The organism is Stenotrophomonas sp. PS02297, assembly GCF_029959705.1.
Taxonomy (GTDB): Bacteria; Pseudomonadota; Gammaproteobacteria; order Xanthomonadales; family Xanthomonadaceae; genus Stenotrophomonas; species Stenotrophomonas nitritireducens.
In genome coordinates this window covers 1-26,747 of sequence record NZ_JASCOS010000043.1, presented here as the reverse complement: position 1 = coordinate 26,747, position 26,747 = coordinate 1, and the positions used below count along the sequence as shown (strand labels likewise).

Annotated in this window: 25 protein-coding genes and 1 pseudogene; 13 read left to right on the top strand and 13 right to left on the bottom strand. The window is 68.3% G+C overall.

Annotated elements, in window-relative coordinates; translation table 11 throughout:
• The 11 genes from QMX80_RS10335 to QMX80_RS10285 form a co-directional block, all read left to right on the top strand.
• Positions 1–720: DUF6624 domain-containing protein (locus tag QMX80_RS10335; protein ID WP_282276901.1), on the top strand; the 720-nt coding region annotated here is incomplete at its 5' end.
• 164 nt (positions 721–884) lie between these two features.
• Positions 885–2,165, top strand: a complete 1,281-nt coding sequence (locus QMX80_RS10330; protein ID WP_282276899.1) for an amidohydrolase family protein — start codon at positions 885–887, stop codon at positions 2,163–2,165.
• 426 nt (positions 2,166–2,591) lie between these two features.
• Positions 2,592–2,957 carry a hypothetical protein gene (locus QMX80_RS10325; RefSeq protein ID WP_200911390.1) on the top strand — a complete coding sequence of 122 codons (366 nt, stop codon included), beginning with the start codon at positions 2,592–2,594 and terminating at the stop codon, positions 2,955–2,957.
• 26 nt (positions 2,958–2,983) lie between these two features.
• Positions 2,984–3,781 (top strand): F0F1 ATP synthase subunit A, encoded by a 798-nt coding sequence (gene atpB / locus QMX80_RS10320; RefSeq protein WP_273082951.1) that lies wholly within the window; start codon positions 2,984–2,986, stop codon positions 3,779–3,781.
• 74 nt (positions 3,782–3,855) lie between these two features.
• Positions 3,856–4,158, top strand: a complete 303-nt coding sequence (gene atpE / locus QMX80_RS10315; RefSeq protein ID WP_054660225.1) for a F0F1 ATP synthase subunit C — start codon at positions 3,856–3,858, stop codon at positions 4,156–4,158.
• A 118-nt stretch (positions 4,159–4,276) separates the two neighbouring features.
• Complete coding sequence (locus tag QMX80_RS10310) at positions 4,277–4,747, top strand: F0F1 ATP synthase subunit B (RefSeq protein WP_055770526.1); 471 nt, start codon at positions 4,277–4,279, stop codon at positions 4,745–4,747.
• Positions 4,748–4,750: 3 nt separating this feature from the next.
• Positions 4,751–5,278, top strand: a complete 528-nt coding sequence (locus QMX80_RS10305) for a F0F1 ATP synthase subunit delta (RefSeq protein WP_273082946.1) — start codon at positions 4,751–4,753, stop codon at positions 5,276–5,278.
• A gap of 44 nt (positions 5,279–5,322) precedes the next feature.
• Entirely contained in the window at positions 5,323–6,870 is a 1,548-nt protein-coding gene (gene atpA, locus QMX80_RS10300) for a F0F1 ATP synthase subunit alpha (protein ID WP_055770521.1), read from the top strand.
• A 78-nt stretch (positions 6,871–6,948) separates the two neighbouring features.
• Positions 6,949–7,812, top strand: coding sequence for a F0F1 ATP synthase subunit gamma (gene atpG / locus QMX80_RS10295; protein ID WP_055770518.1), 864 nt, complete (start codon positions 6,949–6,951; stop codon positions 7,810–7,812).
• Positions 7,813–7,849: 37 nt separating this feature from the next.
• Positions 7,850–9,256: a F0F1 ATP synthase subunit beta gene (gene atpD, locus QMX80_RS10290; RefSeq protein ID WP_055770515.1), complete on the top strand. Its 1,407-nt coding sequence runs from the start codon at positions 7,850–7,852 to the stop codon at positions 9,254–9,256.
• Positions 9,257–9,339: 83 nt separating this feature from the next.
• Positions 9,340–9,762: a F0F1 ATP synthase subunit epsilon gene (locus QMX80_RS10285; RefSeq protein WP_055770512.1), complete on the top strand. Its 423-nt coding sequence runs from the start codon at positions 9,340–9,342 to the stop codon at positions 9,760–9,762.
• A gap of 210 nt (positions 9,763–9,972) precedes the next feature.
• Here QMX80_RS10285 and QMX80_RS10280 read toward each other — a convergent pair whose 3' ends face one another.
• Positions 9,973–10,356 carry a GtrA family protein gene (locus QMX80_RS10280; RefSeq protein WP_282276893.1) on the bottom strand — a complete coding sequence of 128 codons (384 nt, stop codon included), beginning with the start codon at positions 10,354–10,356 and terminating at the stop codon, positions 9,973–9,975.
• A 278-nt stretch (positions 10,357–10,634) separates the two neighbouring features.
• On the opposite strand from QMX80_RS10280, the gene glmU reads away from it, so the two are divergent.
• Together glmU and QMX80_RS10270 are read left to right on the top strand one after the other, a co-directional pair.
• Positions 10,635–12,002, top strand: a complete 1,368-nt coding sequence (gene glmU / locus QMX80_RS10275) for a bifunctional UDP-N-acetylglucosamine diphosphorylase/glucosamine-1-phosphate N-acetyltransferase GlmU (protein ID WP_282276892.1) — start codon at positions 10,635–10,637, stop codon at positions 12,000–12,002.
• A 24-nt stretch (positions 12,003–12,026) separates the two neighbouring features.
• Positions 12,027–12,545, top strand: a complete 519-nt coding sequence (locus QMX80_RS10270) for a hypothetical protein (RefSeq protein WP_273082940.1) — start codon at positions 12,027–12,029, stop codon at positions 12,543–12,545.
• 16 nt (positions 12,546–12,561) lie between these two features.
• On the opposite strand, the gene QMX80_RS10265 is transcribed toward QMX80_RS10270, so the two are convergent.
• From QMX80_RS10265 to QMX80_RS10210, 12 genes and pseudogenes are all read right to left on the bottom strand, one after another.
• Positions 12,562–13,908, bottom strand: a complete 1,347-nt coding sequence (locus QMX80_RS10265; RefSeq protein WP_282276903.1) for a HAMP domain-containing sensor histidine kinase — start codon at positions 13,906–13,908, stop codon at positions 12,562–12,564.
• Positions 13,909–13,918: 10 nt separating this feature from the next.
• Positions 13,919–15,259, bottom strand: coding sequence for a sigma-54 dependent transcriptional regulator (locus tag QMX80_RS10260; RefSeq protein WP_282276890.1), 1,341 nt, complete (start codon positions 15,257–15,259; stop codon positions 13,919–13,921).
• Positions 15,260–15,371: 112 nt separating this feature from the next.
• Positions 15,372–16,640 carry an FtsX-like permease family protein gene (locus QMX80_RS10255; protein WP_282276889.1) on the bottom strand — a complete coding sequence of 423 codons (1,269 nt, stop codon included), beginning with the start codon at positions 16,638–16,640 and terminating at the stop codon, positions 15,372–15,374.
• Between the two features lie 12 nt (positions 16,641–16,652).
• Entirely contained in the window at positions 16,653–17,984 is a 1,332-nt protein-coding gene (locus QMX80_RS10250) for an ABC transporter permease (RefSeq protein ID WP_282276888.1), read from the bottom strand.
• Entirely contained in the window at positions 17,981–18,460 is a 480-nt protein-coding gene (locus tag QMX80_RS10245) for a nuclear transport factor 2 family protein (protein ID WP_282276887.1), read from the bottom strand. The genes QMX80_RS10250 and QMX80_RS10245 overlap by 4 nt, the downstream gene beginning before the upstream one ends.
• An 18-nt stretch (positions 18,461–18,478) precedes the next feature.
• Positions 18,479–19,696 (bottom strand): FtsX-like permease family protein, encoded by a 1,218-nt coding sequence (locus tag QMX80_RS10240; RefSeq protein ID WP_273082932.1) that lies wholly within the window; start codon positions 19,694–19,696, stop codon positions 18,479–18,481.
• A gap of 13 nt (positions 19,697–19,709) precedes the next feature.
• A complete protein-coding gene (locus QMX80_RS10235; RefSeq protein WP_282276877.1) occupies positions 19,710–21,023 on the bottom strand; it encodes an ABC transporter permease in 1,314 nt (437 codons plus the stop codon).
• A gap of 141 nt (positions 21,024–21,164) precedes the next feature.
• Positions 21,165–22,388, bottom strand: coding sequence for an FtsX-like permease family protein (locus QMX80_RS10230; RefSeq protein WP_273082927.1), 1,224 nt, complete (start codon positions 22,386–22,388; stop codon positions 21,165–21,167).
• A 93-nt stretch (positions 22,389–22,481) separates the two neighbouring features.
• Positions 22,482–23,786 carry an ABC transporter permease gene (locus QMX80_RS10225; protein WP_055770480.1) on the bottom strand — a complete coding sequence of 435 codons (1,305 nt, stop codon included), beginning with the start codon at positions 23,784–23,786 and terminating at the stop codon, positions 22,482–22,484.
• A 19-nt stretch (positions 23,787–23,805) separates the two neighbouring features.
• On the bottom strand, positions 23,806–25,020 hold the full coding sequence (locus tag QMX80_RS10220; protein WP_282276872.1) for an FtsX-like permease family protein: 1,215 nt from the start codon (positions 25,018–25,020) through the stop codon (positions 23,806–23,808).
• 13 nt (positions 25,021–25,033) lie between these two features.
• Positions 25,034–26,356 carry an ABC transporter permease gene (locus QMX80_RS10215; RefSeq protein ID WP_282276870.1) on the bottom strand — a complete coding sequence of 441 codons (1,323 nt, stop codon included), beginning with the start codon at positions 26,354–26,356 and terminating at the stop codon, positions 25,034–25,036.
• Positions 26,357–26,489: 133 nt separating this feature from the next.
• A pseudogene (locus QMX80_RS10210) lies at positions 26,490–26,747 on the bottom strand (ABC transporter ATP-binding protein); the annotation flags it as partial.

The following is a 26,747-nucleotide window of genomic DNA, read 5'->3' as shown; positions in this document are numbered from 1 at the left end:
TCTGAAAGGAGGGGGGGGGGAATGCTGCGCGCGATGGCGGTGCTTCCGGTGCTGCTCTGGGCCGGCAATGCGTGGGCCGAAGACGACGACCCGGTACTTGCCGCGGCGTTGGCGCAGTGCCCGGGCGCGGCCGTTTTCGTCAGGGCGGACGAACAGCGCGGGCAGGCGCTTGCGCAGCGGCTGGCCGGCATCGTGCCTGCCGCGCCGCAGCTGCGGGAACAGCTGTTGGAAATGGCGCGCATCGACCAGGAAGCGCGCGTTGGCGACTGGTCGCCGTCGATGATCGAACGGATGCTTGCGGTGGACGCAGCGAACCTGCCACGGATCAAGCGGATCGTCGCCGATCACGGCGGCCTGCCCGGCGCGCGGGAGGTCGGCGCCGATGGCGTATCGGCGGCGTGGCTGCTGGTGCAGCATGCCGACCGTGATGTGGATTTCCAGCGCCAGGTGCTGGACGGCATCATGCCGCAGGTGGAAGGCGGCGAGGTCTCGGCACACGATTTCGCGCTGCTGACCGACAGGGTTCTGGTGAACGCCGGCAGGCCGCAGCGCTACGGCAGCCAGTTGACCGCGATCGACGGACAATGGCAGCCGAAACCGATGGAAGCGCCGGAGCAGGTCGATCAGCGTCGCGCGGCGCTGGGGCAGATGCCGCTGGCCGATTACCTCTGCGTGGCGATGCGGATGTACCCGCCACCGCCTGCCAGTGACGGCCAATAGCGGGGCACGCCCCGGCACCGTGCAAGGATCTGCGGCAACACCAGCGCCCCGTCGAGCGGGGCGTTCGTCGTTCCGGACGCGACGAATTGCTGAGGGCCGGGCGATGGGTGCAAGATCGGCGCGCTTGAAACACGTCTGACATATGCCCTGGGGAGGGAGTGACGATGAGGAAAATGCTTCGCGTGCCGGCCTGCGTGCTGGCCGTTGCTGGACTCTGCGCGGCGGTGCCCGCACAGGCCGAAACCGTCGTGGTCAATGCCGCGCGCATGCTCGACGTGCGCAGCGGGCGTTATCTGCAACAACCGCAGATCGAGGTCGTGGATGGGCGGATAAGCCGCATCGGCCGCGCTGGCGATCCATTGCCCGCCGGCGCCACGCGGGTCGATCTGGGCGGGCGCACCCTGTTGCCCGGGTTGATCGACATGCACGTGCACCTGACCGCCGATCCGACGCTGAGCGGCTACCAGGGGCTGGAGTACACCGACAATTTCTGGACCGTGGTGGGCGTGGCCAATGCGCGGCGTACCCTGCGGGCCGGCTTCACCACCGTGCGCAATGTCGGTTCGGCCAACTACGACGACGTGGCGCTGAAGCAGGCGGTCGAGCATGGCTACATCGACGGCCCGCGCATCGTGCCGGCCACCTATGCGATCGGCGCGACCGGCGGCCATTGCGACAGTACCGAGTTCCCGCCATCGGTGGCTGTGCCGGGCCCGGGCGTCGCCGACGGCCCGGAGGCGATCCGCACGGCCGTGCGCAGGCTGCGCAAGTACGGGGCGGAAGTCATCAAGTTCTGCGGTACCGGTGGCGTGCTGTCCAAGACCGATGCGGTGGGCGCGCAGCAGTACGGCCTGGATGAAATGAAGGCCCTGGTCGGCGAGGCGCACATGCTGGGCATGAAGGTGGCGGTGCATGCGCACGGCACCAGCGGCATCAACGATGCGATACGTGCCGGCGCCGACACCATCGAGCACTGCAGCCTGGCCGACGAGGAATCGTTCCGGCTGGCCCGGCAGCATGGCACCTGGTTCTCGATGGACATCTACAACGACGACTACATCCTGGCCGAAGGCGAGAAAAACGGCCTGTTCCCGGCGTCGCTGGAGAAGGAGCGGCAGATCGGCCGCAAGCAGCGCGAGACCTTCCGTGCCGCGCATGCGGCCGGAGTGAGGATGGTGTTCGGCAGCGATGGCGGCGTGTATCCGAATGGCGACAACGCCAGGCAGTTCGCCAAGATGGTGGAGTGGGGGATGAGTCCGCTGGAGGCGATCCAGGCCGCCACCGTCAATGCCGCCGAAGCGCTGGGCCGGCCGGGCGATGTCGGCGCGATCGAGGTTGGCCGTTTCGCCGATCTGGTCGCGGTCGATGGCGACCCGCTGCAGGACATCACCGTGTTGACCCGGCCGGCGGCCGTGGTCAAAGGCGGTCGCCTGCTGCGTGAATAGCGCGCCCTGCGCGTCTTTCCGGCGCGCCGCGCCCGCTTGCCATGAGGGCAGCGCAAGATGCGGTGGGCCTCGCGCCCGCAGGAGGAAGCGGTGCGCATCGGCGGTGGAAATGCGGCGGGATGGCCCGGTTCAGGGCCACCCCGCCCGTTGCGCCTTCCGCGCACATCGACGAGGTAATGGCGGCAGGCGTGGTGTGTGACCCCGCGGCGGCACCGAAGTTCCGCATGCTGCGCCGCAAAAAGGCGGTTCCCGGCCGATGCCCGGGGGCGGATGAAAAATCCTGTAAATGCCGCAACTTGCGATCCGCAGGGGGGGCGGCTTGTGGCGGTTGTCTCGCAAAATGTCCCCCTGCTATAATTTGGCGGCTCGATGAGGCGCTTCCAGCGCCGCCCAGATCTCCTTGTTCCATGAAGCAGGACATTCCACGTGCTGAACTCCGTTGATGCGGGTCGGCGGCTGATGCTGCGTGCCGCGGTCTACCCGCTGGCCGCAGTGGTTGTCCTGGCTCTGGCCTTCCTGCTGGTGGGGCCGAAGTACGCCCTTGGCGCGCTGGTCTCCGGCGTGACGGTGGTGGCGGGGACGGTCCTGGCGGCATGGGTGGGGCTCGGCGGCGGCGTACAGGCCGCCGGTTCGGCGATGATCCGCATGTTCCTGGGGTTCGCGCTGAAGATCGTGTTGATTGTCGCCGTGCTGGCAATGGCGTTTGTCTGGTGGCGGCTTCCTCCCTTGGCGCTGCTGGCGGCGATTCCAGTGGCGCTGATGTTCCAGGTTCTGGCTCTGGCCAGGCGTTGATCGAATTCAAAAAAGGTTCCGGACTCATGGCGGGCGAGGCTCTAACCCCTACCACCTATATCCAGCATCACCTGCAGAACCTGACCGCCAAGGTCGGGGATGGCGGCGGATTCTGGACCATCCACGTCGATACCATCGTCACCGCGGTGCTGATGGGTCTGCTGATGGTGTTCGCCTTCTGGATGGCGACCCGCAAGGCCACCGCCGGCGTGCCTGGCAAGTGGCAGGCCTTCATCGAGATCTGCCTGGAGTTCGTCGACCGCCAGGCCAAGGACACCTACCACGGCAAGAGCAAGCTGGTGACGCCGATCGCGATCACCATCTTCTTCTGGATCCTGTTGATGAACCTCATCAAGATGATCCCGGCCGATTTCATCGCCAAGCCGCTGGAATGGATGGGCGTCCATTACTGGAAGCCGGTGCCGACCGCCGACGTCAATGCCACCCTGGGCATGTCGATCAGCGTGTTCTTCCTGATGATCTTCTTCTCGCTCAAGTCCAAGGGCCTGGTCGGCTTCGTCAAGGAGTTCCTGACCGCTCCGTTCGGCAAGTGGATGATGCCGTTCAACCTGATCCTCAACATCGTCGAGTGGCTGAGCAAGCCGATCTCCCTGGCGATGCGACTGTTCGGCAACATGTTCGGCGGCGAGATCGTCTTCCTGCTGATATGGGTGCTGGGCGGCGCCGGCTTGTTCGGTGCTGTTGCCGGTGGCGTGTTCGGCCTGGGCTGGATGCTGTTCCACCTGCTGGTGATTCCGCTGCAGGCCTTCATCTTCATGATGCTGTCCATCGTGTACCTGAGCCTGTCGGAAGACAGCCACTAAGCTACAAGCTTCAACCAGTTCCAACCTTCATCCGTTTCATCACCCTTAGCTACCCATAGTTCTCGGAGAAAACCATGTACTTCGCCGTCCTGACCAATCTCGCCCAAGTTCAGAGCTCCACCGCCCTTGCCGTCGGCATCATGATCGGCCTGGCCGCGCTGGGCGCCGGTCTGGGTCTGGCCATCATGGCTGGTAAGTTCCTGGAATCGGCCGCCCGCCAGCCGGAGCTGATCCCGGTCCTGCAGGTCCGCATGTTCATCACCGCCGGCCTGATCGACGCCGCGTTCATCATCTCGGTCGCCGTCGGCCTGCTGCTGGCCTTCGCCAACCCGCTGGCCGCCACCCTGCTGGCCGAAGCCGCCAAGCTGGCGGGCTGATCCCGGTTGCAGCGAGATGACCGGGCGCCTTGTGCGCCCGGCCACGGATGAAGGTCTGGTCGCGCCGCTGCTGCGGTAGCGGCGCGATCACCCCGAAACCACTGATTGAGCCAAAACAATGGATATCGGTTTTACCCTCATTGCACAGGCCCTGGCGTTCGCCGCGCTGATCTGGATCATCGCGACCCTGATCTGGCCGCCGCTGCTGAAGGCCATCGAAGAGCGCCAGCAGAAGATCGCCGAAGGCCTGGCCGCTGCCGACCGCAGCCAGAAAGATCTGGCCCAGGCGGAGGTGAAGGTCAACGAGGCGCTGAAGGAAGCCCGTGGCAAGGCCAACGAGATCATCGACCAGGCCCACGCCCGCGCCAACCAGATCGTCGAAGCCGCCAAGAACGAAGCCATCGCCGAAGCCAACCGCCAGAAAGAACTGGCCCAGGCTGAAATCGACGCCGCCGCCAACCGCGCCCGCGAGGATCTGCGCAAGCAGGTGTCCGCCCTGGCCGTGACCGGCGCCGAGAAGCTGCTCAAGCGCGAAATCGACGCCAACGCCCACAAGGCGCTGCTCGACGAGCTGGCCGCGGAGATCTGATAGATGAGCCAGGCCCTCACGCTTGCCCGCCCCTATGCCCGCGCCGCGTTCGCGATTGCGCGCGAGGACGGCAAGTTCGCGCCGTGGTCGGAAGCGCTTGCGTTTTCCGCCCGCGTTGCCGCCGATCCGCGCGTGTCGGCCCTGCTGTCCAATCCGGAGCTGGCCCGCGGCGACGCCGTCGCCCTGCTGGCCCCGGAAGCGGCGGGCGAAACCTACGGCCGCTTCCTGAACCTGCTGGCCGGGTCGCACCGCCTGCAGCAGCTGCCGGAGATCGCCGGCCTGTTCGACCAGCTGCGCGCGGAAGCCGAAAACGTGGTCAAGGCCACGGTGACCTCGGCGTCCGAGCTTTCGGCCGACGAGCTGGAAAAGATCAAGGCCGCGCTGCGCAGGCGCTTCGGCCGCGACGTCGAGGTATCGACCGCGGTGGACGCTTCGCTGATCGGCGGCGCCGTGATCGACGCCGGCGACGTGGTCATCGACGGTTCGCTCAAGGGCAAGCTGTCGCGCCTGCAGACCGCGCTCGCACACTGAATTCACTTATCGTCCGGCTTGATCGCCGGCACTAGGACTTGACGATGGCTACCACGCTCAACCCCTCCGAAATCAGCGAACTGATCAAGAACCGCATCGAGAAGGTCGCCCTGTCCGCGGAATCGCGCAACGAAGGCACCGTGACCTCGGTGTCCGACGGCATCGTGCGCATCTACGGCCTGGCCGACGTGATGCAGGGCGAAATGATCGAGCTGCCGAACAACACCTATGCGCTGGCGCTGAACCTGGAGCGCGACTCGGTCGGCGCCGTGGTGCTGGGCGACTACGAGCACCTGCGCGAAGGCGACGTGGCCAAGACCACCGGCCAGATCCTGTCCGTGCCGGTCGGCCCGGAAATGCTCGGCCGCGTGGTGAACGCGCTGGGCGAGCCGATCGACGGCAAGGGCCCGCTGGGCACCTCGCTGACCGCTCCGGTCGAGCGCGTCGCCCCGGGCGTGATCTGGCGCAAGTCCGTCGACCAGCCGGTGCAGACCGGTTACAAGTCGGTCGACTCGATGATCCCGATCGGCCGCGGCCAGCGCGAGCTGATCATCGGCGACCGCCAGACCGGCAAGACCGCGATGGCCATCGACGCGGTGATCAACCAGAAGGGCACCGGCATCAAGTGCGTGTACGTGGCGATCGGCCAGAAGGCCTCGACCGTTGCCAACATCGTGCGCAAGCTGGAAGAGAACGGCGCCCTGGCCCACACCGTGGTCGTGGCCGCCACCGCCTCCGAGTCTGCCGCGATGCAGTACATCAGCGCCTACTCCGGCTGCACCATGGGCGAGTACTTCATGGATCGCGGCGAAGACGCCCTGATCGTGTACGACGACCTGTCCAAGCAGGCCGTGGCCTACCGCCAGATCTCGCTGCTGCTCAAGCGCCCGCCGGGCCGCGAAGCCTACCCGGGCGACGTGTTCTACCTGCACTCGCGCCTGCTGGAACGCGCCGCCCGCGTGTCCGAGGAGTACGTCGAGAAGTTCACCGAAGGCAAGGTCACCGGCAAGACCGGTTCGCTGACCGCGCTGCCGATCATCGAGACCCAGGCCGGCGACGTGTCCGCATTCGTCCCGACCAACGTGATCTCGATCACCGACGGCCAGATCTTCCTGGAAACCGACCTGTTCAACGCCGGCATCCGCCCGGCCGTGAACGCCGGCATCTCGGTGTCGCGCGTCGGTGGTTCGGCCCAGACCAAGATCATCAAGAAGCTGTCCGGCGGCATCCGCATCTCGCTGGCCCAGTACCGCGAGCTGGCTGCGTTCGCGCAGTTCGCCTCGGACCTGGACGAAGCCACCCGCAAGCAGCTGGAGCGCGGCCAGCGCGTCACCGAGCTGATGAAGCAGAAGCAGTACGCGCCGATGTCCATCGCCGACCAGGCGCTGTCGATCTACGCCGTCAACGAGGGTTACCTGGACGACGTGCCGGTCAGCAAGCTGCTGGCGTTCGAAGAGGGCCTGCACGCCCACTTCGCCAACACCGCCGGCGAGCTGACCGCCAAGGTCAACGCCACCGGTGCCTGGAACGACGAGATCGAAGCCGCCTTCAAGAAGGGCATCTCCGAGTTCAAGACCACCGGCAGCTGGTAAGCCGCATGTAGAGCGGGGCGCTCGCCCCGCTTCACTGTGACAAAGCGGGGGTCGGCCCCCGCGCTACGGGAATTAGAGATGGCAAGCGGACGCGAAATCAAAACCAAGATCAAGAGCGTGCAGAACACCCGCAAGGTGACGCGCGCGCTCGAGATGGTCTCGGCCTCCAAGATCCGCAAGGCGCAGGATCGGATGAAGACCTCGCGTCCGTACGCGCAGGCGATGAAGCAGGTGATCGGCCACCTGGCCCAGGCCAGCACCGATTTCCAGCATCCGTTCCTGGTCGAGCGCGAGAACGTCAAGCGCGTGGGCTACATCGTGATCTCTTCCGATCGCGGCCTGGCCGGCGGCCTGAACAACAACCTGTTCCGCAAGGCCGTGGCTGAAATGCGCGGCTGGCAGGACAAGGGCGCCGAGATCGACATGGTGACCGTGGGCCAGAAGGCCAGCGTGTTCTTCCGCCGCGTCAACGTGAACATGGTCGGCAGCGTCACCCACATCGGCGACCAGCCGAAGCTGGAAACGCTGATCGGCGTGATCAAGGTCATGCTCGACGCCTTCACCGAAGGCAAGGTCGACCGCGTGTACCTGGTCTACAACCGCTTCATCAACACGATGACGCAGAAGGCATCCTTCGACCAGCTGCTGCCGTTGCCGGCCAGCGAGACGCAGGTCGCCTCGCACGACTGGGACTACCTGTACGAACCCGATGCCGCGACCGTGCTCGAGCACGTGATCACGCGCTACATCGAGTCGTTGGTCTACCAGGCCGTGCTGGAGAACGTTGCTTCCGAGCATGCGGCACGCATGGTGGCGATGAAGGCGGCAAGCGACAACGCGAACAAGCTGATCGGAACCCTGCAGCTGGTCTACAACAAGGCCCGCCAGGCAGCGATCACCCAGGAAATCTCCGAAATCGTCGGCGGCGCGGCAGCAGTCTGACGCGCACAGTCAAAGCACACATTTAGAGGATGCAGCAATGAGTCAGGGCAAGATCGTTCAGATCATCGGCGCGGTCGTCGACGTCGAATTCCCGCGCAGCGACGTGCCGAAGGTGTACGACGCGCTGAAGGTCGAGAACACCGAAATCACGCTGGAAGTGCAGCAGCAGCTGGGCGACGGCATCGTCCGCGCCATCGCGCTGGGCTCCACCGACGGCCTGAAGCGTGGCCTGGTCGCCAACAACACCGGCCGCGCCATCTCGGTGCCGGTCGGCGCCGGCACCCTGGGCCGCATCATGGACGTGCTGGGCCGCCCGATCGACGAAGCCGGCCCGGTCGCCGCTTCGGACTCGTGGGAAATCCACCGCGCCGCCCCGTCGTACGAAGACCAGTCCTCCTCGACCGAGCTGCTGGAAACCGGCATCAAGGTGATCGACCTGATGTGCCCGTTCGCCAAGGGCGGCAAGGTCGGCCTGTTCGGCGGCGCCGGCGTCGGCAAGACCGTCAACATGATGGAGCTGATCAACAACATCGCCAAGGCGCACAGCGGCCTGTCCGTGTTCGCCGGCGTGGGCGAGCGTACCCGCGAGGGCAACGACTTCTACCACGAGATGAAGGACTCCAACGTCCTCGACAAGGTGGCGATGGTCTACGGCCAGATGAACGAGCCGCCGGGCAACCGCCTGCGCGTCGCCCTGACCGGCCTGACCATGGCCGAGTACTTCCGCGACGAGAAGGACGCCAGCGGCAAGGGCAAGGACGTGCTGCTGTTCGTCGACAACATCTACCGCTACACCCTGGCCGGTACCGAAGTGTCGGCGCTGCTGGGCCGCATGCCGTCGGCGGTGGGCTACCAGCCGACCCTGGCCGAGGAAATGGGCGTCCTGCAGGAACGCATCACCTCGACCAGGACCGGTTCGATCACCTCGATCCAGGCCGTGTACGTGCCCGCGGACGACCTGACCGACCCGTCGCCGGCCACCACTTTCGCCCACCTGGATTCGACCGTGACCCTGTCGCGTTCGATCGCCTCGCTGGGCATCTACCCGGCGGTGGACCCGCTGGACTCGACCTCGCGCCAGATGGACCCGCAGGTCATCGGTTCGGAGCACTACGACACCGCCCAGCGCGTCCAGCAGACCCTGCAGAAGTACAAGGAACTGAAGGACATCATCGCCATCCTGGGCATGGACGAGCTGTCCGAGGAAGACAAGCAGGCCGTGTCGCGCGCCCGCAAGATCGAGCGCTTCTTCAGCCAGCCGTTCCACGTGGCCGAAGTGTTCACCGGCTCGCCGGGCAAGTACGTGCCGCTGAAGGAAACCATCCGCGGCTTCAAGGGCATCGTCGAGGGCGAGTACGACCACCTGCCGGAGCAGGCGTTCTACATGGTCGGCGGCATCGAAGAAGCGGTCGAGAAGGCCAAGAAGATGGCCGAAAAGGCCTAATTCCGGCGTAAGGCGGAGTCCGCTCCGCCTCCGCGGCATCCTGCGGTGGGCGCAGGCCCACCCAACCAGGCGAAGAGAGTTCCATGAGCACCATCCGTTGCGACATCGTCAGTGCCGAGCAGCAGATCTTCAGCGGCGAAGCGACCCTGGTCGTGGCCACCGGTGAGCTGGGCGAGCTGGGCATCGCGCCCAAGCACGCGCCGCTGATCACCCGCCTGAAGCCGGGCAAGGTCGTGGTCACCACCGCCACGGGCGAGCACCTGGATTTCGCCATCTCCGGCGGCATCCTGGAAGTGCAGCCGCAGGTCGTGACCGTGCTGGCCGACACCGCCATTCGCGCCACCGACATCGATGAAGCGGCGGTGCGCAAGGCCAAGGAAGAAGCCGAGCGCGTGCTGGCCAACCGTGGCGAAGCCATGGAACTGGCCGAGGCGCAGCAGCGCCTGGCCGAGGTCACCGCGCAGCTGCAGGCGCTGGAGCGCCTGCGCCGCAACCTCAAGCACTGAGCGCGGAACTGCGGAAGAACAGGAACGCCGGGCTTGCCCGGCGTTTTTTGTTGGGCGGCATTCCTCCGTGCATCCGGCCGCAGGCACGCGCTTCAGTGCGCGATGGGGCTGTGATGCGGGCACTTCCGGGACAGCCTGTATGTCCTTGCGCGGGCGCACGGGGAAAGCTCCATCGCGCAGTGAGGCGCGCCCCTGCAGAAGCGTTCCGGCTCAGCGGTAGACCACGTGCCGCAGCAGGAAGAAATTCAGCACCGCCAGGCCACCTTCCACCAGTGGTTTGGCCAGCCAGGCCATCTGCAGGCCCAGCGTCTGCGCGGCCCAGGCCAGCAGCCAGCTGCTGAGCGCGGTCATCAGCAACCACAGGGCGAGGAAACGCGCGAAGCGCTTCCATCCATGGCGGCGCCCGTCCTCGCGCGGGAAGGTGTAGCGGCCGTTGAGCCAGAACCCCAGCAGCGCGCCGCTGCTGCGCCCGAGCAGGTTGCCGGGCACGGGCGGCAGGTCGGCGGCCGTGGCCGCCACGAACACCAGCCAGTCCAGCAGCAACTGCATCAGGCCGGCGGCGATGTAGCGGCCACCTTGTCGCAACAGGGTCATGGCGATGGGAGCAGGCGGTCGAAGCCGCCCATGCTACCGATTGCCGGCGCATGCGTATCCATGCGCCGGCGGCACCGGGGCTGAAATGCGGCACGACGCCGGCCGGTGCCGCCATGTCGCGGGAGTGCGATGGTCGCCACGGAGGGCCGTCGTGCCCCGTTCCCCGGCACGGCCATCGCCTGGACCGGCCTGCATCCGCCCGGCATCGGCAGGTGCCGCGCTCGACGGCTTGCCGGCGCGTTCTTAGAATCCGGGCATCGATCCACGGAACTCCCCCGATGAGCCAACCGCTGCACGTCATCATCCTCGCCGCCGGCGCGGGCAAGCGCATGAAGTCGCTCCTGCCCAAGGTGCTGCAACCGGTGGCGGGGCGGCCGATGCTGGCGCATGTGATCGAGACCGCGCGGCAACTGCAGCCGGCCGGCATCCACGTGGTGCATGGCCACGGCGGCGAGGCGGTGCGTGCCGCCTTTTCCGGACAGGACGACCTGGTCTGGGCCGAGCAGCAGCAGCAGCTGGGCACCGGTCATGCCGTGCTGCAGGCGATGCCGGCGGTGCCGGATACCGCGCAGGTGCTGGTGCTGTACGGCGACGTGCCGCTGATCCGCGCCGATACGCTGCGCGCATTGCTGCACGATGCACCGCGGCTGGCGGTGCTGGTGGCCGAACTCGACGACCCCACCGGCTACGGCCGCATCGTGCGCGATGCCGAGGGCAAGGTCGCCGCCATCGTCGAGCAGAAGGACGCCGACGATGAGCAGAAGCGCATCCGCACGGTGAACACCGGCATCATCACCGCCGAGTCGACCGCGCTGCGGCGCTGGCTGTCCGGCCTGTCCAATGCCAACGCGCAGGGCGAGTACTACCTGACCGACGTGTTCGCCGCGGCCGCGGCCGAGTACACGCCGGCCGCGCTGGTGCACGTGGCCGATCCGCAGGAAGCCGAAGGCGCCAACGACCCGTGGCAGCTGGCGCAGCTGGAGCGGGCCTGGCAGCTGCGCGCGGCGCGAGCGCTGTGCGAGCAGGGCGTGCGCCTGCTCGATCCGGCGCGCCTGGACCAGCGCGGCACGGTCAAGGCCGGGCGCGACGTGCAGATCGACGCCAACGTGGTGCTTGAAGGCGAAGTCGAACTGGGCGACGGCGTCGTCGTCGGCGCCTTCGTGCGGCTGAAGGACGTCCGGCTTGGCGCAGGCACCGAAGTGCGCCCGCACTGCGACCTGGAGGGCGTGGTCAGCGAAGGCGCGGCGCAGATCGGTCCGTTCGCGCGGCTGCGCCCCGGCACCGTGCTGGCCGATGGCGTGCACGTGGGCAACTTCGTCGAGACCAAGAAGGCGACGCTGGGCAAGGGCAGCAAGGCCAACCATCTCACCTACCTGGGCGATGCGGTGATCGGCAGCGGCACCAACATCGGCGCCGGCACCATCACCTGCAACTACGACGGCGTGAACAAGTTCCAGACCACCATCGGCGACCGCGTGTTCGTCGGCTCAAACAGCTCGCTGGTGGCGCCGGTGACACTGGGCGACGGCGCCACCATCGGCGCCGGTTCGGTGGTCACCCGCGATGCGCCGGAAGAGCGGCTGACGGTGGCGCGCAGCCGCCAGCAGACCATCGAAGGCTGGAAGCGCCCGCAGAAGAAATCCTGATCAATCCAGCCGGGACAATGGCGTATGGATGGCTTTGAGCAGCAACTTGCGGCATGCAGTGCGTTCTTCATCGCTACCGCGCAGATCGGCGGTGGCCTGCTCGGCCTGGTGTTCGTGGCGATGACCTTCGACCGCGACCGGCGCGGACTGGGCAGGGATGGCGCGATGCATGCGCTGGCCCAGCAGGTGTACCTGGATTTCCTCGGCGTGCTGGTGTGCTCGCTGCTGCTGATCGTGCCGGTGCTTGGTCGGACCAATCACGGCCTGCTGCTGCTCGCGGTGGGCGGGGTGCTGGTGATCCGCACCGTGCGCGGCATGGCCGCGCTGCGCCGCGAGCTGCGGTCGCGGCCGCTGCTGCTGCAGCGCTTCGGCCTGTCGATCATGGGCCAGCTGTTCTTCCTTGCCGCCGGAGTGCTGCTGGTGCTGCCGCGCGTGGCGGAGGCCTTCGTGCTGGCGATGTGCGCGGCGCTGGCGCTGCTGGTGGCGGGCAGCCGCAGCGCGTGGCTGCTGGTGGCGACGGACGGCGCCGGGCCGCGGGCCTGAGCCGTGTCAGGCTGGATCAGGCGCCGGCCGGCAGCAGGATGGTCACGCACAGGCCGCCATCGTTGCGGTTCTGCAGCGAGATGCGGCCGTCGTGCGCTTCGACGATCTCACGGGTCAGCGCCAGGCCCAGGCCGGTGCCGTTGCGCTTGGTCGAATAGAACGGCATCAGTGCGTTCTGCAGCACCGCCTCGTTCATGCCGCTGCCGCGGTCCAGCACCTCGATGCGCAGCCAGTGCGGCAGCCGTGCCAGCCGCACCTCCACCGCGTCGTCGGTGACGCCGTTGTCGGTGCTGGCCTCGTGCGCGTTCTTGAGCAGGTTGAGCATCGCCTGCGAGAACTGGGCCGGGTCCAGGCGGCTGCACAGGTCTTCCGGCGGCGGCACCATGCGGAACGGGATCTGCTGCTGCAGTCCGCCGAGGAACGACGCCCAGGCGATGGTCTGCAGCTGCGGCTGCGGCAGCTTGGCGAAGCGCGCGTAGCCGCGGATGAAGCCTTCCAGGTGGCGCGCGCGCTCCTCGACCGTGCCGAAGATGTCCTCCAGGCGGTCGGTACGGCCGCGCCGCACCAGCTCGGCGCCGGAGTGCGCCAGCGAGGCGATAGGCGCCAGCGAGTTGTTGAGTTCGTGGCTGATGACGCGGATCACCTTCTTCCAGGTCTGCACTTCCTGGCGGCGCAGCTCGGCGGTCAGCAGGCGCAGCAGCAGCAGGTCGTGCGGGCGGCCGTTGAGATGGAAGCCGCGCCGCGACAGGTGGTAGATCTGTTCGTCGTCCTCGTCGCCGTCCGCCTCGCGCACCGCGAACAGGCTGTCGCCGCCGCGGGCGATGGCGTTGCGCAGCTCCACCGGCATGTTCTCCAGCAGCTCGTGCATGCGCTTGCCCTCCAGCTTCCAGCCGCCGTGCAGCAGCTTGCGCGCGGACAGGTTGGAGAACGCCACGCGCTGGACGCCATCGCCGCCATCGGCCAGCAGCAGCATCGCCACCGGCGTGTTCTGCACCATCGTGTCCAGCAGCAATTCGCGCTGCACCAGCGACTGGCGCTGCTCGCGCAGTACGTCGCCAAGCTCGGCATGCGCCTTCACCAGCTGCGCCAGCTCGTCGTCGCCGCGCCAGTGCACGCCGAAGTTGTATTCGCCGTCGCGGTAGCTGCTGGTGATGCCGGCCAGCGAGCGCAGCAGCGAGCGGATCGGCGCGGTGGCGCGGCGCAGGGTCCACCACATCAGCGCCAGCAGCAGGGCGGTGGAGACCAGGGAGACCACCCAGCCGCGATCCATCCAGTAGGCCAGCAACCACGGCAGGGCCGCGGCCAGTCCCAGCACCGGCAGCAGGCGCAGGAACAGGCGGAAGGTGAAGGAGCGCGTTCTCAACATGGCCGTTTCATTCGCGCGGGATGCCGTGGCGGTCCATGCGCCGGTACAGCGCCTGCCGGCTCAGGCCGAGGTCGGCGGCGGCCTGGGCGATGACGCCGCCGGCGCGCTCCAGCGCGCCGACGATGCGTGCGCGGTCCGGCTCGTCCGCCGGCGCGGTCGGGCGCAGCGGCGCGCGCGGCAGGTTGAGGTCGGGCGCTTCGATCCGGGGCCCCTGCGCGAGCAGGCTGGCGCGCTGGATCACGTTGCGCAGTTCGCGCACGTTGCCGGGCCAGGTGTGCCGCTGCAGCGCCTGCGCGGCCTGCGGCGACAGCGCCTTGCCCTCGTCGCCGAGGAAATGGCGCGCCAGCGGCAGGATGTCCTCGCGCCGCTCGCCCAGCGCCGGCAGCGCCAGCTCCACGGTGTTGAGGCGGTAATAGAGATCTTCGCGGAAGCTGCCGTCGCGGATCATCGCCGGCAGGTCGGCGTTGGTGGCGCTGACCACGCGCACCTTCACCTGGCGCTCGCGGTTGGAACCCAGGCGCTCGAAGCGGCCGGTCTCCAGCACGCGCAGCAGTTTCATCTGCCCGGTCAGCGACAGGTTGCCGATCTCGTCCAGGAACAGGGTGCCGCCGTCGGCAGCCTCGAACTTGCCCTCGCGCGCCTTGTTGGCGCCGGTATAGGCGCCGGCTTCGGCGCCGAACAGTTCGGCCTCGATCAGCTCGGCGGGGATCGCGCCGCAGTTGAGCGCGACGAACGGGCCGCCGCGCTTGCCGGAGTTGGCCTGGATGATCTCGGCGATCTTCTCCTTGCCGGCGCCGTTTGGGCCGGTGATCAGCACCGGCAGGTCGGAGCGGGCGACCTGGCAGGCCAGGCTGATGACGCGCTCGCTGGCCGGGTCGGCGAACACCACGCCGGCCAGGTCGTAGCGCTCGTGCAGGCTCTGCCGCTGTTTCAGCTCGCGCTGGCGGCGGCGGCTCAGTTCGCGGCGGGTCTCGGCCAGCTCCAGCAGGTTGTTGACCGTGGTCAGCAGGCGCCCGTCATCCCACGGCTTGGCCAGGTAGTCGGCGGCGCCGGCCTTGACCAGTTCCACCGCGCTGTCCAGGTGGGTCCAGGCGGTGAGCAGGATCACCGGCAGGTCCGGCCAGCTGTCGCGGATCTGCCGGAACAGCACCTGCCCTTCCTCGCCGGAGGTGGTATCGGCGGTGAAGTTCATGTCCTGGATCACCAGGTCGAACTCCTGCTCGGCGAGCATCGCCAGCCCCTGCTCGGGCGAGCACGCATGCCGCGTCTCGATGTCGTGCAGCGAGAACAGCACGTCCAGCGCGGTGGCCACGGCGGCGTTGTCGTCGATGATCAGTATCTGCGGCATCACGGTTGGGGCAGGCGGGAGGAAAAGGGAAGCGCAGACCTTACACGCTGCGCACCGCATCCGCAGGTGGCGGCTGCGGCTTCGAAAGGTGTCTGGCGGGCGTTGGCCGGCATCATGCGCCGCGCGTCGCCATGGCCGGTGAAATCGACGCCGCGCGACGGGCCGGGCCGGACACCGCGCACTGGCCGGTGAGCAGCAGCACCGCCGCACCGATCGGCAGCCAGTGCAGCGGCAGCCGCGGCAGCTCGTGGTAGTGCATCAGCAACTGGTTGATCGCCAGCGCCAGCGGCAGGCCCAGCGCCAGCCCGGCGCAGCCCAGCAGCAGGTTTTCCCAGCGGAAATGGCCCAGGATCTGCCGCCGGGTAGCGCCCAGCGCGCGGCGGATGCCGATCTGCCGGGTACGTTGCTCGATCCAGTAGCCGCTGAGGCTGGCGATGCCGATCACGGTGATCAGGGTGACCACCACGCAGACGGTGCCGAGCAGCCAGACGGCCGCGCGCCGTTGCGTGAACGCGTCGCGCCGCTGGCTTTCGTAATCGATGACGACCGGCGGCACGCCGCGCATCAGGCGGCCACCGAACTGGCGTTCCAGCAGCGCGGGGATGGCCTTGGCCACTTCGTCCCGGCGCAGGGGATCGGTGCGCACCACGTAGGACATGACCGGCAGGTTGTCGAACCTGCGCGCCGGGTAGAGCATCGAATACTCGGCCTGGCCGTCGTCCAGTTCGCCGAGCTGGTAGCGCAGCAGATGGCGGACGGTACCGACCACCACGTAGTAGCTGTCGTCGTCGGGGCCTTCGTCGCCGCCCAGCCGGCCACCGAGCGCACCGCCATCGGGGAATAGGTGCCGGGCCAGGGCTTCGGTGATCACCACCGGCACGATGTTGCCGCGGTTGCCATCGCCGAACAGGGCGCCAGTGGCGGCGTACTCGTCGTCGCTGAAATCCCGGCCCTGCACGATCTCCAGGCCCAGCGCCTGCACCAGTCCGTCGCCGGCATAGCCGGTGGCGGCCACCGTGACGCCGGCCGGGCTTTTCACCGGCAGTTCGAAGGTCATCACCTGGCGCATCGGCACGCCGGTGGTCGGCGCGACCGCGCGCACGCCGGGAAGCGCGCGCAGGGCTTCCCGGGTGGCCTGCACCTCGGCGGTGCTCCAGCGGCCCTTGCCCAGGATCAGCTGGTCCACCAGCAGCACTTCGTCGCGGACGATGCCGTCGTCGACCAGCAGCGGCGCCAGTTGCCTTTGCAGCAGGAACAGGGCGTTGGTCAGGATGGCGCAGGCCAAGGCGATCTGGGCGATGACCAGCAGCGGCATCAGCCGATGGCGGCGCAGCCCCGAGATGATCGGGCCGATGGCGGGTAAGGTGAAAGCGGTTCCCATGGTCATTCCCCGTCAGAGGCTCTTCACCTGCAGCGCCGGCTCGATGCGTGTCGCCCGCCAGGCCGGCAGCACGCCCACCAGCAGGCCGACCAGCACCGCCAGTGCGAGCAGGGCGAGGAACAGCAGCGGATTCAGGTGCGCCAGTTCGGTATAGCCACGGTCCTGCAGGCGCACCACCCACAGCCCGAACAGGGTCAGCGGCAAGGCCAGCAGGCCGCCGGCCAGGCCGGCGATGCCGGCTTCGGTCAGGCATTGCAGGACGATGTCGCGGCGCGACGCGCCCAGCACGCGGCGTACCCCCAGTTCCGTGCCGCGGCGCAGGAAGCGCGCCGCCAGCAGCCCGGCGACGTTGACCATGCACAGGCCGAGCAGGCCTGCCGCCAGCCACAGGTTCAGGTGCACGCTGGCCGGCACTGCGCGGTTGGCGGCCAGCCATTGCCGCACGCTGTACAGCCGCGACTGCGGGGGACGCACGAAGACGCCCTCGGCATGGCGCTGGCGGGTGTAACCGTCGAGCTGGTCGTTGAACGAGCGCACGGATTCGGGCGTGGTCAGCTCGGCCCACAGCTGCAGGAAGCGGCAGGCGCCGACGTCGAGTTCGTTGAAGCGGAACCCGCCATGCTTGCCGCGGTCGCAGTCCTGGCTGCTCGCCGGCGTCACGCCGGCATCCAGCGCGCTTTCCAGCGGCAGGTAGACGCGCACGGCGAACTGCTTGCCCCACGCGCTCTCGTTGCCCTGCAGCGCGTAGAAGTGCGGTTGTGGATTCCACCCGGCGCTGATGCCGATGACCTGGAACAACGTCCTGCCGATACGGACCCGCTGGCCGGTGCCATTGGCGGTGCCGAGCAGTTTCAGGCTGGTTTCGCGGTCGATGATCGCCACCGGGGCATGTTCGCGTTCCTCCTGCGCGGTCCAGTAGCGGCCGTGCTGCAGCGGCACCGCGAACATCGACGGCATCGGCCCGGTTGCGAGCAGCGCGCGCACCGAGGCCTGGGTGCTGCCGTCCTCGTTGTCGAGGGACAGCGAGGTCGGCACCAGCGCCGCCTGCCGCGCCTGCGGCATGGCGGCGGCAAGCGCCTTTACGTCGGCCAGCTTCAGCAGGCGCGGCGGCGTGCGGCTTTCGTCGTCGAGCTTGTCGCCGGCGTCGGGCGCCTGCCGCGAATCCACCCACGCCAGGTACAGGTTGCGGCTCTGGCCCGGCAGCGGATCGGCCGAGAGCATCGCCAGCAGGGTCAGCATGGTCATCGTCGCGGCCAGGCCCAGCGCCATCGTGAACACCGCCAGCAGCATCGTGCGCGGGTGCCGGCACAGTCCCTTCAAGCCCAGCTCCAGCGTGTAGTTCATGGCTGCACCGCCGGCGGATGGGCTGCGCGGTGGGCATAGCTCAGCACGCGGGTGATCGACCACTGGCCATCGTGCAGGCGCCAGAGCATGACGAAGTCCGCCAGCCCCTCGCACCTGCCGCTGGCGGTATCGCAGAAACGGTGGCTGCCCTGGGCGATGGCGCCGAAGTCCTTGACCGGGAATACCTGCAGGCTGCCGGCCACCCGTTCGCGGGTGTAGCGGCCGCAGGCGTGGCGGCGCGTGTTGTCCAGCATCGCCTCGCGGGTCCAGGTGACCCCGCCGGTGTCGTGGTAGAACTCGACCGCCGGGTCGAAGTAGCCGGCGTGCTTCTGCAGCTGCGCAGGGTCCTGGCACTGGTTGAAGCTGTCGAACACCGCATCGTCGAGCGCGGTGATGGTGGTGGCCAGGTCGTCGGCCGCCAGCACGGCGGCGGGCGACATCAGCAGCAGGGGCAACAGGCGCAGCGTGGTCTTCATCAGGAGTTCCCGCGGATATCAGGCGCTGCGCGTGGCGACGGCCGGTGGAATGGAGGCGGCGCGGCGCGCGGGTCCAAGTACCGCGGCCTGGCCCAGCAGCCACAGCAGCAGCGCGCTGGCCGGAATGTAGACCAGCGGCAGGCGCGGCAGTTCGTACTGGCGCATCAGGGTCAGGTTCAAGGTATAGGCAAGCAGCACGCCGAGCACGATGCCGGTGCTGGTGAGCACGAAATTCTCCGCCTGGAAATAGCGCAGGATCTGCGCGCGGGTGGCGCCGAGCGCGCGGCGGATGCCGATCTGGCGGGTACGCTGCTGCACCCAGAAACTGGCCAGGCCGACGATGCCGAAGGCGGTCACCGCCAGCAGCGCGACGCAGACGCTCACCAGCAGCCAGATCACCGCGCGGTCGCGGCTGTAGAAGTCGCGGCGCATTTCGCTCACCGTGCTCTGCGTGTCGATGATCCGGTTGGGATCGGTCCGGTTGAGCGCGGCCACGGCGGCCTTGAGCACTTCGCCGCGGCGTTCGGGATCGGTGCGCAGCACGTAGTCGCCGTTGGATGTCCACAGCGGGAAGATCATGGTGTGGAAGCTGTCCTCGAAGGTGCGGCCGCGCCCCGGCGCGATGAGCCGGTCGACCACGCCGACCACGCGGCTGGGCTTGTCGCCCCAGACGTAGATGTCCTGGCCGAGCGCGCTCCTGCCCGGGAACAACCGCGCCGCCAGCGAGCGGCTCAACAGGACGGAAGGCACCTGCGGCGTCGGTCCGGCCGCCTCCAGCGCGTCCTGGTTCTGGTACTCGTCGGGATTGAAGCCGCGGCCTTCGGCGATGCGCAGGCCCAGGGTGGGCAGCAGCCGGCCATCGTCCATGTAATTGGACGCGGTGACGATGGACTCGGCCTGGCCCGGGCGCAGGTTGATGCCCGAGGCCCAGACGTTGTCGCCGTAGGGCAGCTGGTTGACGCTGGTGACCGACCTGACCCCGGGCACGGCGGCCAGGGTGGCGGTGTCCTCGCGCCGCATCGCGTCGCGGTTGCGATCCGGCTGCAGGCTGCTGACGCTGATGTAGACCAGTTCGTCCTCGGCGATGCCGCTGTCGCGGCGCATCTCCCCGGTACGGTGGCCGATCACGAAGATCGCATTGCAGATGATCGCGCAGCTCAGCGCGATCTCGAGCACGATCAACGCCGCGGCGGTCTTGTGCCGCATCAGGACGGAGAGGATGGGGCGGATTTCCATGGCGTTTCTCTCCTTACTGGCTCTTGAGCTGCAATGCCGGCGGCACCTGCATCGCCCGCCACGCCGGCAGCATGCCGGCCAGCAGGCTGGCCAGCAGGGCCAGTGCGAAGGTCATCAGCAGCGTGCCGATGTCCAGCTGCGCCAGGCGTGCGTAGTCGTCCGGCTGCTGGCGGATCAGCCACAGCCCCAGCGCGGCGAAGCCGAGGCCGAGCAGGCCGCCGGCCAGGCCGATCGCGCCGGCCTCGGTCAGGCATTGCCGGAAGATGTCGCCGCGCGCGGCGCCGAGCGCGCGGCGCACGCCGATCTCGCCGCTGCGGCGCAGGAACTTGGCCAGCAGCAGGCCGACCGTGTTGAGCAGGCACACCAGCAGGAAGCCGAACGCCAGCCACATCTGCATGCGCACGTCGTTGGGCACCACCCGGTTGTAGTCGAGCCAGCCCATCACGTCGTCCAGGCGCACATTGGTCGGTCGCTCGAAGCGGCCGGCGGCGCGCTGCTGGTCCGAATAGTCGGCCAGGTACTTGCGGTAGTCGGCGGCCTTCTCTGGCGATTCCAGTTCCACCCAGTACTGCAGCCAGGTGCAGGGCGCATTGAGTCCGCGCGCGCCTTCCGGGTCGCCGTTGCTGTTGCCCCAGCAGTTCATGTTGCCCTGCGTGGGCAGGCGCATGTCGCGCGAGGTGGAGAACGGCAGGAACACCTGTTCGCCGCCGCCGAAGCGGCGGTTGCTCAGGTCGTAGAAGCGAGGGTTGAGCTTCCACTCGTCCATCACCCCGATGACGCGCAGCACGCCCTGCGACACGTGGATCTCGCGCCCGATCGGATCGGCATCGCCGAACAGCTTTTCGGCCAGCTTGGCGCCGATCACCGCCACGCGTGCGCGCGACATGTCATCGTCCGCGCTCCACGCATGGCCGGCGCGCAGCGGCGCGTTGAACATGGCGAAGAAATCGGCCGAGGTGTAGCGCGACGCGGCGCGGAACGGCTGTGCGGCGGTACCCTCGGGCAGCACCGTCAGCGAGCCGGCGCTCATCATCGCCTGGCGCAGTCCGCGCTTCTGCCGCAGCAGTTCCTCGGCGTCGAAGCGGGTCATCTGCTCCATCGGCTCCGGGTCCACGCTGACATCGCGGCCGAGCGTGCGCGGTTCCAGCCGCGGATAGAACAGCCGCGTGCTCTTCTCCGGGATCGGGTCGCCGGACAGCACCTTGTACAGCGTGAGCGTGGTCATGGCCGCGCCGATGCCGATGCCGATCGTCACCACCATCAACGCGGTCAGTACCTTGTTGCGGCGGAAACTGCGCAGCGCGAGCTGCAGGTAGTAGCCGAGCATGAGGGCTCCAGGATTTCCTTTTCCCTTCGGGGGATGCCCCCCGGGGGATTGCGGTGCGAAGTGATGGATGAGGGGACTGGCGCGATCCGGTGGTCTCCGGCCGCGGCCCCTCCCCCGTGGGGCGAGGGGCATTCAGCCGGCTCAGGTGCTGCGGGTGGCGACGGCCGGCGGGATCGCCGCGGCGCGGCGGGCCGGGCCGAACACCGCCATCTGCCCCAGCAGCCACAGCGCGCCCGCGCCGACCGGCAGGTACAGCAGCGGCAGGCGCGGCAGTTCGTAGCGTCCCATCAGCCACTGGTTCAGCAGGTAGGCCAGCAGCATGCCGATGACGATGCCGATCGTCGCCAGCAGGAAGTTCTCGGTCTGGAAATAACGCAGGATCTGGCCCCTGGTCGCGCCCAGCGCACGGCGGATGCCGATCTGCTTGGTGCGCTGCTGCACCCAGAAGCTGGCCAGGCCGACGATGCCCAGTGCGGTGACCAGCAGCAACAGGCCGCTGACGATCAGCAGCAGGCCGATCATGTCGCGGTCGTTGGCGAAGTACCTGGCGCGGCCCTGCTCGTAGGTCTGCTTGCGCCAGACCAGGCGGTTGGGGTCGTTCTTGTCCAGCGCGGCCAGCGCCTGGTCGAGCACCTCGGCGCGGCGCGCCGGGTCGGTGACGCGGACCAGGTAGCGGCCGCCGTTGGAGAAGTTCATGCGGATCGGGAAGATCACCGAGAACGTGCGGTTGCCGCCCATCAGGTTCGGGCGCAGCAGGGTGTCGACCACGCCGACGATGGTCAGCTGGATGTTGGCCATGTACACGGTTTTGCCGACCGCGCCGCCGTCGGGGAACATCTTGTCGGCGGACGCCTTGCTCAGGATGATCGCCGAGCGCAGGCTGGCGACGTCTTCGATCGAACGCAGCTCGTCGTTGCTCTTGTACTCGTCGGCGTTGAAGTCGCGGCCGGCGATCAGCTTCAGGCCCATGGTGGCCAGCGCGCCCTCGTTGACCAGGTACTGGGTGGCGTTGAGGGTAGGCACTTCCTGCTCGGGAGTGAGCGAGAGCGAGGTGTTCCAGCTGCCGTTCTGGAACGGCAGCTGGTTGGTGATCGCCACGCGCTCCACGCCGGGGATGGCGCGCAGCGAGGCCAGGTCTTCGGCGGTGCGGGCGTCGGCGTCGGTCTGCTGGCCGATGCCGCTCAGGGCGATCTCGATCAGGCGGTCGTCGTCGATGCCGCTGGCCAGGTTCAGGGTTTCCAGGCGCTGGGTGACGATGAACAGCGCGTTGCAGATGATGGCGCAGCTCAGCGCGATCTCCAGCACGATCAGGGCGGCAGCCATCTTGTGGCGCGCCAGCGTGGAGAGGATGGGGCGGATTTCCATGGGGTTCTCCGGGAGCGGAAAATAAAAAAACGAGGAGTGGGAAGTGAGAGGAGAGCCGGTCGCCTGCTCCCCACTCCTCCAGTTGTTCCAGCTTTATTGGCTCTTGAGCTGCAGCGCCGGCGTCACCTGCATCGCCCGCCATGCCGGCAGGATGCCCGCCAGCAGGCTGGCGGCGATGGCCAGGGCGAAGGTCAGCAGCAGCATCGAGCCGTCCAGGTGCGCCAGCGACGCGTACTCGGCCGGACGCTGCCGTACCGCCCACAACCCGCCCAGCGCGAACAGCAGGCCCAGCAGGCCGCCGGCCAGCCCCACCGTGCCGGCCTCGACCAGGCACTGCTTGAAGATCTCCATGCGGCTGGCGCCGAGCGCGCGGCGCACGCCGATCTCGCCGCTGCGGCGCAGGAACTTGGCCAGCAGCAGGCCGACCGTGTTGACCAGGCACACCAGCAGGAAACCGAAGGCCAGCCACATCTGCAGGCGCACGTCGCCGGGCACCACGCCGCGGAAGTCCATCCACTGCATCACGTTGCGCAGGCGGGTATTGGCCGGGCGCTCGAAACGGCCGGCGGCACGCTGCTGGTCGGAGTAGTTGTCCAGGTAGGTCTTGAACGTGGCGGCGTCGCCGGCCGAGTCCAGTTCCACCCAGTACTGGATCCAGGCGCAGGGTACGTTCAGCGCGGTGGCATCGTTGACGATCTCGCGGCCGAAGCAGTTCATGTTGCCGCTGCGGTCCAGGTCCAGGTCGCGCGAGGTGGAGAAGGGCAGGAACACCTCTTCCTTGCGGTCGAACTTGCCGACGAACACGTCGTAGAACAGCGGCTGCGGCGACCACGTATCGAGCACGCCGACGATGCGCAGCGGGTGGCCTTCGAACAGTACTTCGCGGCCGACGCTGTTCTCGCCCTTGAACAGCTTCTCGTTGAGGGTGCGGCCGATCACCGCCACCCGCGCGTGGCCGGTGTCCTCGGCACCGCTCCAGCCCTGTCCGTACAGGAACGGCGTGTCGAACATCGGGAAGAAATCGCCCGAGGTGAAGCGCGCGCCGACGCTGAACGGCTTGAGCGCGTCGACCCGCGGATCGACGATGCCGTCGCCGCCGGTCATCATCGCCTGCCGCGGCGCCTTCTTCTGCCGCAGCAGTTCCTCGGCATCGAAGCGGGTCAACTGCTGCTCCGGTTCCTCGCCGGGCTTGTAGCCGTCGCGGGTGTAGGGGTCCAGCTGCACGTAGAACAGGCGCTCGCTCTTGTGCGGGATGGGGTCGCCGGACAGCACCTTGAACACGGTCAGGGTGGTCATCGCCGCGCCGATGCCCAGCGCGATGGCCAGCACCATCAGCGCGGTGAGCACCTTGTTGCGGCGGAAGCTGCGCAGCGCGAGTTTGAAGTAGTAGGCGAACATGCTTGTTTCCTTGCGCGGTTCAGGCGCTGCGGGTGGCGACGATGGGTGGGACGGCGGCGGCGCGCAGCGCCGGGCCGATGACGGCGGCCTGGCCCAGCAGCAGCAAGGCCACCGCGCCGAGCGGCAGGTAGTGCAGCGGCAGCCGCGCGGTTTCGAAGTAGTGCATCAGCATCTGGTTGCCGCCATAGGCCAGCAGCATGCCGAGGGTGATGCCGGTGCCGGTCAGCAGCAGGTTCTCGGTCTGGAAGTAGCGGGTGATCTGGCCGCGGGTGGCGCCGAGCGCGCGGCGGATGCCGATCTGCTTGGTGCGCTGCTGCACCCAGAAGCTGGCCAGGCCGATGATGCCCAGCGCGGTGACCAGCAGCATCGCGGCGATCACGCCGACCAGCAGCCATGCCATGGCGCGGTCGCTGCGGAAATAGCGTTCGCGCAGTTCGGACAGCATGCGGCTCTGCTGCTGGTCGATCACCGCCTCGGGCACGGCGCGGGCCACCGCCGCGCGCGCGGCCTGCATCACCTGCGGCAGGTCGAGCGGATCGGCACGCAGCACGTAGGTGCCCGATTGCGCGTCGTCGCGCACCGGCACGATCACCGACCATTGCACGCCGGCCACGCCTTCCTCGGTGCGGCCGGGGGAGGTGACGGCGAAGTGGTCCACCACGCCGGTCACGCGGAAATGCGCGCCGCTCCACAGTTCCTTGCCCAGCGGGCTCTCGCCCGGCCACAGGTGCTCGGCCAGTGCGCGGGTGATCCACACCGGTGCGTCGCTCGGCACGAAGTTGTCGATCGGCTGGAAATCGCTGGCGGCGAAGGCGTTGCCCTGTACCGGGCGCAGGCCCAGCGTCTCGATCGCGGCGGCATCGGCCATGTAGAAGTGCAGCACGCCGCCCCACTGCTTCCCCTCGCGGTCGAGCGTGGCACCCATCATGCCGGCGCGCGGGCCGAACGGGGCGCTGTTGGCGGTGCCGGCGGCGCGCACGCCGGGGATCGCGCGCAGCGCGCCAAGTACGCGTGCGTTGAGGTCGGCGTTGTTGCAGCCGTCGCAGCCGCTCAGCGCGATCATGCCCACGGTGTTCTCCTGCACGCCACTGTCGATATGCATCAGCTGCAGGCGGCCGGCGATCAGCAGGAAGGCATTGCACAGCACCGCGCAGGCCAGCGCGATTTCCAGCACGATCAATGCGGCGGCGATGCGGTGGCGGCCCAGGGCGGAGAGGATTGGCTTGATGTCCATGCGTTGGCTCCGCTTACAGGGTCTTCAGCTGCATCGCCGGCGCGATGCGGCTGGCGCGCGAGGCGGGGAACAGTCCGGCGACGATGCTGGCCGACACCGACAAGACGAAGGTGGCCGCGAACATCGGCAGATCCAGGTGCACGAGATCGGCGTATTCCACCGGCTGGCTGCGGATCGCCCACAACCCGAGCAGGGTCAGCAGCAGGCCGAGCGTGCCGCCGATCAGGCCGATCAGGCCGGCTTCGATCAGGCACTGCGCGAAGATCGAGCGCTTGGATGCGCCCAGCGCACGACGCACGCCGATCTCACCGCTGCGGCGCAGGAACTTGGCCAGCAGCAGGCCGACCGTGTTGAACAGGCAGATCACCAGGAACGCCAGCGCCAGCCAGCTCTGCAGGCGCACGTCGCGCGGCACCACCTGGTTGTAGTCCAGCCACTGCATCAGCGACAGCAGGCGCGCATTCTCCGGGAAGGGAATGCGGCCCAGCGCTTTCTGCTGCGCGGCGTAGTCGGCGACGAAGCGGCGGTAGTCGGCGACCTTGGCGGCGCTGCCCAGTTCCACCCACAGCTGCAGCCAGACGCACTCGCTGTTCTGCAGGTGGCCGGGCACGGCAGGCAGTGCATTGCAGGTGAACTGGCTGAAGTTGCCATCGTTGATTTCCAGCCCGGTCTGGAACGGCACCATCACGTCCTCGGGCTTGCCGTAGAAGCTGGCGGTGTCGCCCTGCGAGAAGTTGCCGCCGGCCAGGGTGTGGAACTGCGGCGACGGCCGCCACGGCCCCAGCACGCCGACGATGCGCACGTCGGCATCGCGGATGCGCAGGGTGCGGCCGACGCTGTCCTTGCCGCCGAACAGTTTTTCGTTGAGGTCGGACGAGATGACGGCGACCCGCGCGCGCCGCTCGTCGTCTTCGCCCGTCCAGGGCCCGCCGAAGGCGAAGGGCACCGCGAACATCGGGAAGAAGTCGGCGTGCGTGGAAAGCATCATCGTCATCAGCGGCGGTTGCCCGGTTTCCGGCGCGTGCAGTTTGATCTCGCTGTCGTTCACCAGCGCCTGGCGGTCGCCGCGCCTGGCGCGCCACAGGTCCATCGCCGAGGTGTAGTCGAGCATGTCCGGCGGGTAGCGCCGCGCGCGCTCGGTCGAGAGCGCATCGACCTGCGGGTAGAAGATGTGCTGGCTGCGGCCCGGCAGCGGATCGCCGGACAGCAGGTGCATCACCGTCAGCGTGGTCATCGCCGCGCCGATGCCCACGGCGATGGACAGCACCATCAACGTGGTGAGCACCGGCGTGCGCCGCAGGCTCTGCAGGCCGAGTTTCAGGTAGTAGGCGAACATGGACGGTTCCGGTTGCGGGGAATCGCTCCTCCTCTTTGCCGGGCAAAGGGGAGGTCGGGAGGGGGCGGACGCAAGCCAGGGTGCCCCTCCCCGGGCCCCGCCTGTCCGCGGGGCGGACGGGCGGGGGAACGGGTCAGGCCTGCGCCAGCGACGGTTCGCGCAGCAGGTCGGTGGCCTGGCCGTCGACGATGTGCACGTTGCGCTGTGCGCGCGCGGCCAACTCCGGATCGTGGGTCACCATGACGATGGTGGTGCCCTGGCTGTTGATCTCCTCCAGCAGTTCCATGACGCCGCGCGCCATCTGCGTGTCCAGGTTGCCGGTCGGTTCGTCGGCCAGCAGCAGGCGCGGGCTGCCGGCCAGGGCGCGGGCGATGGCGGCGCGCTGCTGCTG

Excerpts from the sequence above, each read along its gene's own strand:
- QMX80_RS10310 (WP_055770526.1), top strand. The coding sequence starts at position 4,277 with ATGGATATCGGTTTTACCCTCATTGCACAGGCCCTGGCGTTCGCCGCG.
- QMX80_RS10270 (WP_273082940.1), top strand. The coding sequence starts at position 12,027 with ATGGATGGCTTTGAGCAGCAACTTGCGGCATGCAGTGCGTTCTTCATC.
- QMX80_RS10250 (WP_282276888.1), bottom strand. The coding sequence starts at position 17,984 with ATGAACTACACGCTGGAGCTGGGCTTGAAGGGACTGTGCCGGCACCCG.
- QMX80_RS10245 (WP_282276887.1), bottom strand. The coding sequence starts at position 18,460 with ATGAAGACCACGCTGCGCCTGTTGCCCCTGCTGCTGATGTCGCCCGCC.
- atpA (WP_055770521.1), top strand. The coding sequence starts at position 5,323 with ATGGCTACCACGCTCAACCCCTCCGAAATCAGCGAACTGATCAAGAAC.
- QMX80_RS10230 (WP_273082927.1), bottom strand. The coding sequence starts at position 22,388 with ATGGAAATCCGCCCCATCCTCTCCACGCTGGCGCGCCACAAGATGGCT.
- QMX80_RS10220 (WP_282276872.1), bottom strand. The coding sequence starts at position 25,020 with ATGGACATCAAGCCAATCCTCTCCGCCCTGGGCCGCCACCGCATCGCC.
- glmU (WP_282276892.1), top strand. The coding sequence starts at position 10,635 with ATGAGCCAACCGCTGCACGTCATCATCCTCGCCGCCGGCGCGGGCAAG.
- QMX80_RS10240 (WP_273082932.1), bottom strand. The coding sequence starts at position 19,696 with ATGGAAATCCGCCCCATCCTCTCCGTCCTGATGCGGCACAAGACCGCC.
- QMX80_RS10235 (WP_282276877.1), bottom strand. The coding sequence starts at position 21,023 with ATGCTCGGCTACTACCTGCAGCTCGCGCTGCGCAGTTTCCGCCGCAAC.
- QMX80_RS10330 (WP_282276899.1), top strand. The coding sequence starts at position 885 with ATGAGGAAAATGCTTCGCGTGCCGGCCTGCGTGCTGGCCGTTGCTGGA.
- QMX80_RS10285 (WP_055770512.1), top strand. The coding sequence starts at position 9,340 with ATGAGCACCATCCGTTGCGACATCGTCAGTGCCGAGCAGCAGATCTTC.
- QMX80_RS10305 (WP_273082946.1), top strand. The coding sequence starts at position 4,751 with ATGAGCCAGGCCCTCACGCTTGCCCGCCCCTATGCCCGCGCCGCGTTC.
- QMX80_RS10215 (WP_282276870.1), bottom strand. The coding sequence starts at position 26,356 with ATGTTCGCCTACTACCTGAAACTCGGCCTGCAGAGCCTGCGGCGCACG.
- atpE (WP_054660225.1), top strand. The coding sequence starts at position 3,856 with ATGTACTTCGCCGTCCTGACCAATCTCGCCCAAGTTCAGAGCTCCACC.
- atpG (WP_055770518.1), top strand. The coding sequence starts at position 6,949 with ATGGCAAGCGGACGCGAAATCAAAACCAAGATCAAGAGCGTGCAGAAC.
- atpD (WP_055770515.1), top strand. The coding sequence starts at position 7,850 with ATGAGTCAGGGCAAGATCGTTCAGATCATCGGCGCGGTCGTCGACGTC.
- atpB (WP_273082951.1), top strand. The coding sequence starts at position 2,984 with ATGGCGGGCGAGGCTCTAACCCCTACCACCTATATCCAGCATCACCTG.
- QMX80_RS10260 (WP_282276890.1), bottom strand. The coding sequence starts at position 15,259 with ATGCCGCAGATACTGATCATCGACGACAACGCCGCCGTGGCCACCGCG.
- QMX80_RS10255 (WP_282276889.1), bottom strand. The coding sequence starts at position 16,640 with ATGGGAACCGCTTTCACCTTACCCGCCATCGGCCCGATCATCTCGGGG.
- QMX80_RS10225 (WP_055770480.1), bottom strand. The coding sequence starts at position 23,786 with ATGTTCGCCTACTACTTCAAACTCGCGCTGCGCAGCTTCCGCCGCAAC.
- QMX80_RS10280 (WP_282276893.1), bottom strand. The coding sequence starts at position 10,356 with ATGACCCTGTTGCGACAAGGTGGCCGCTACATCGCCGCCGGCCTGATG.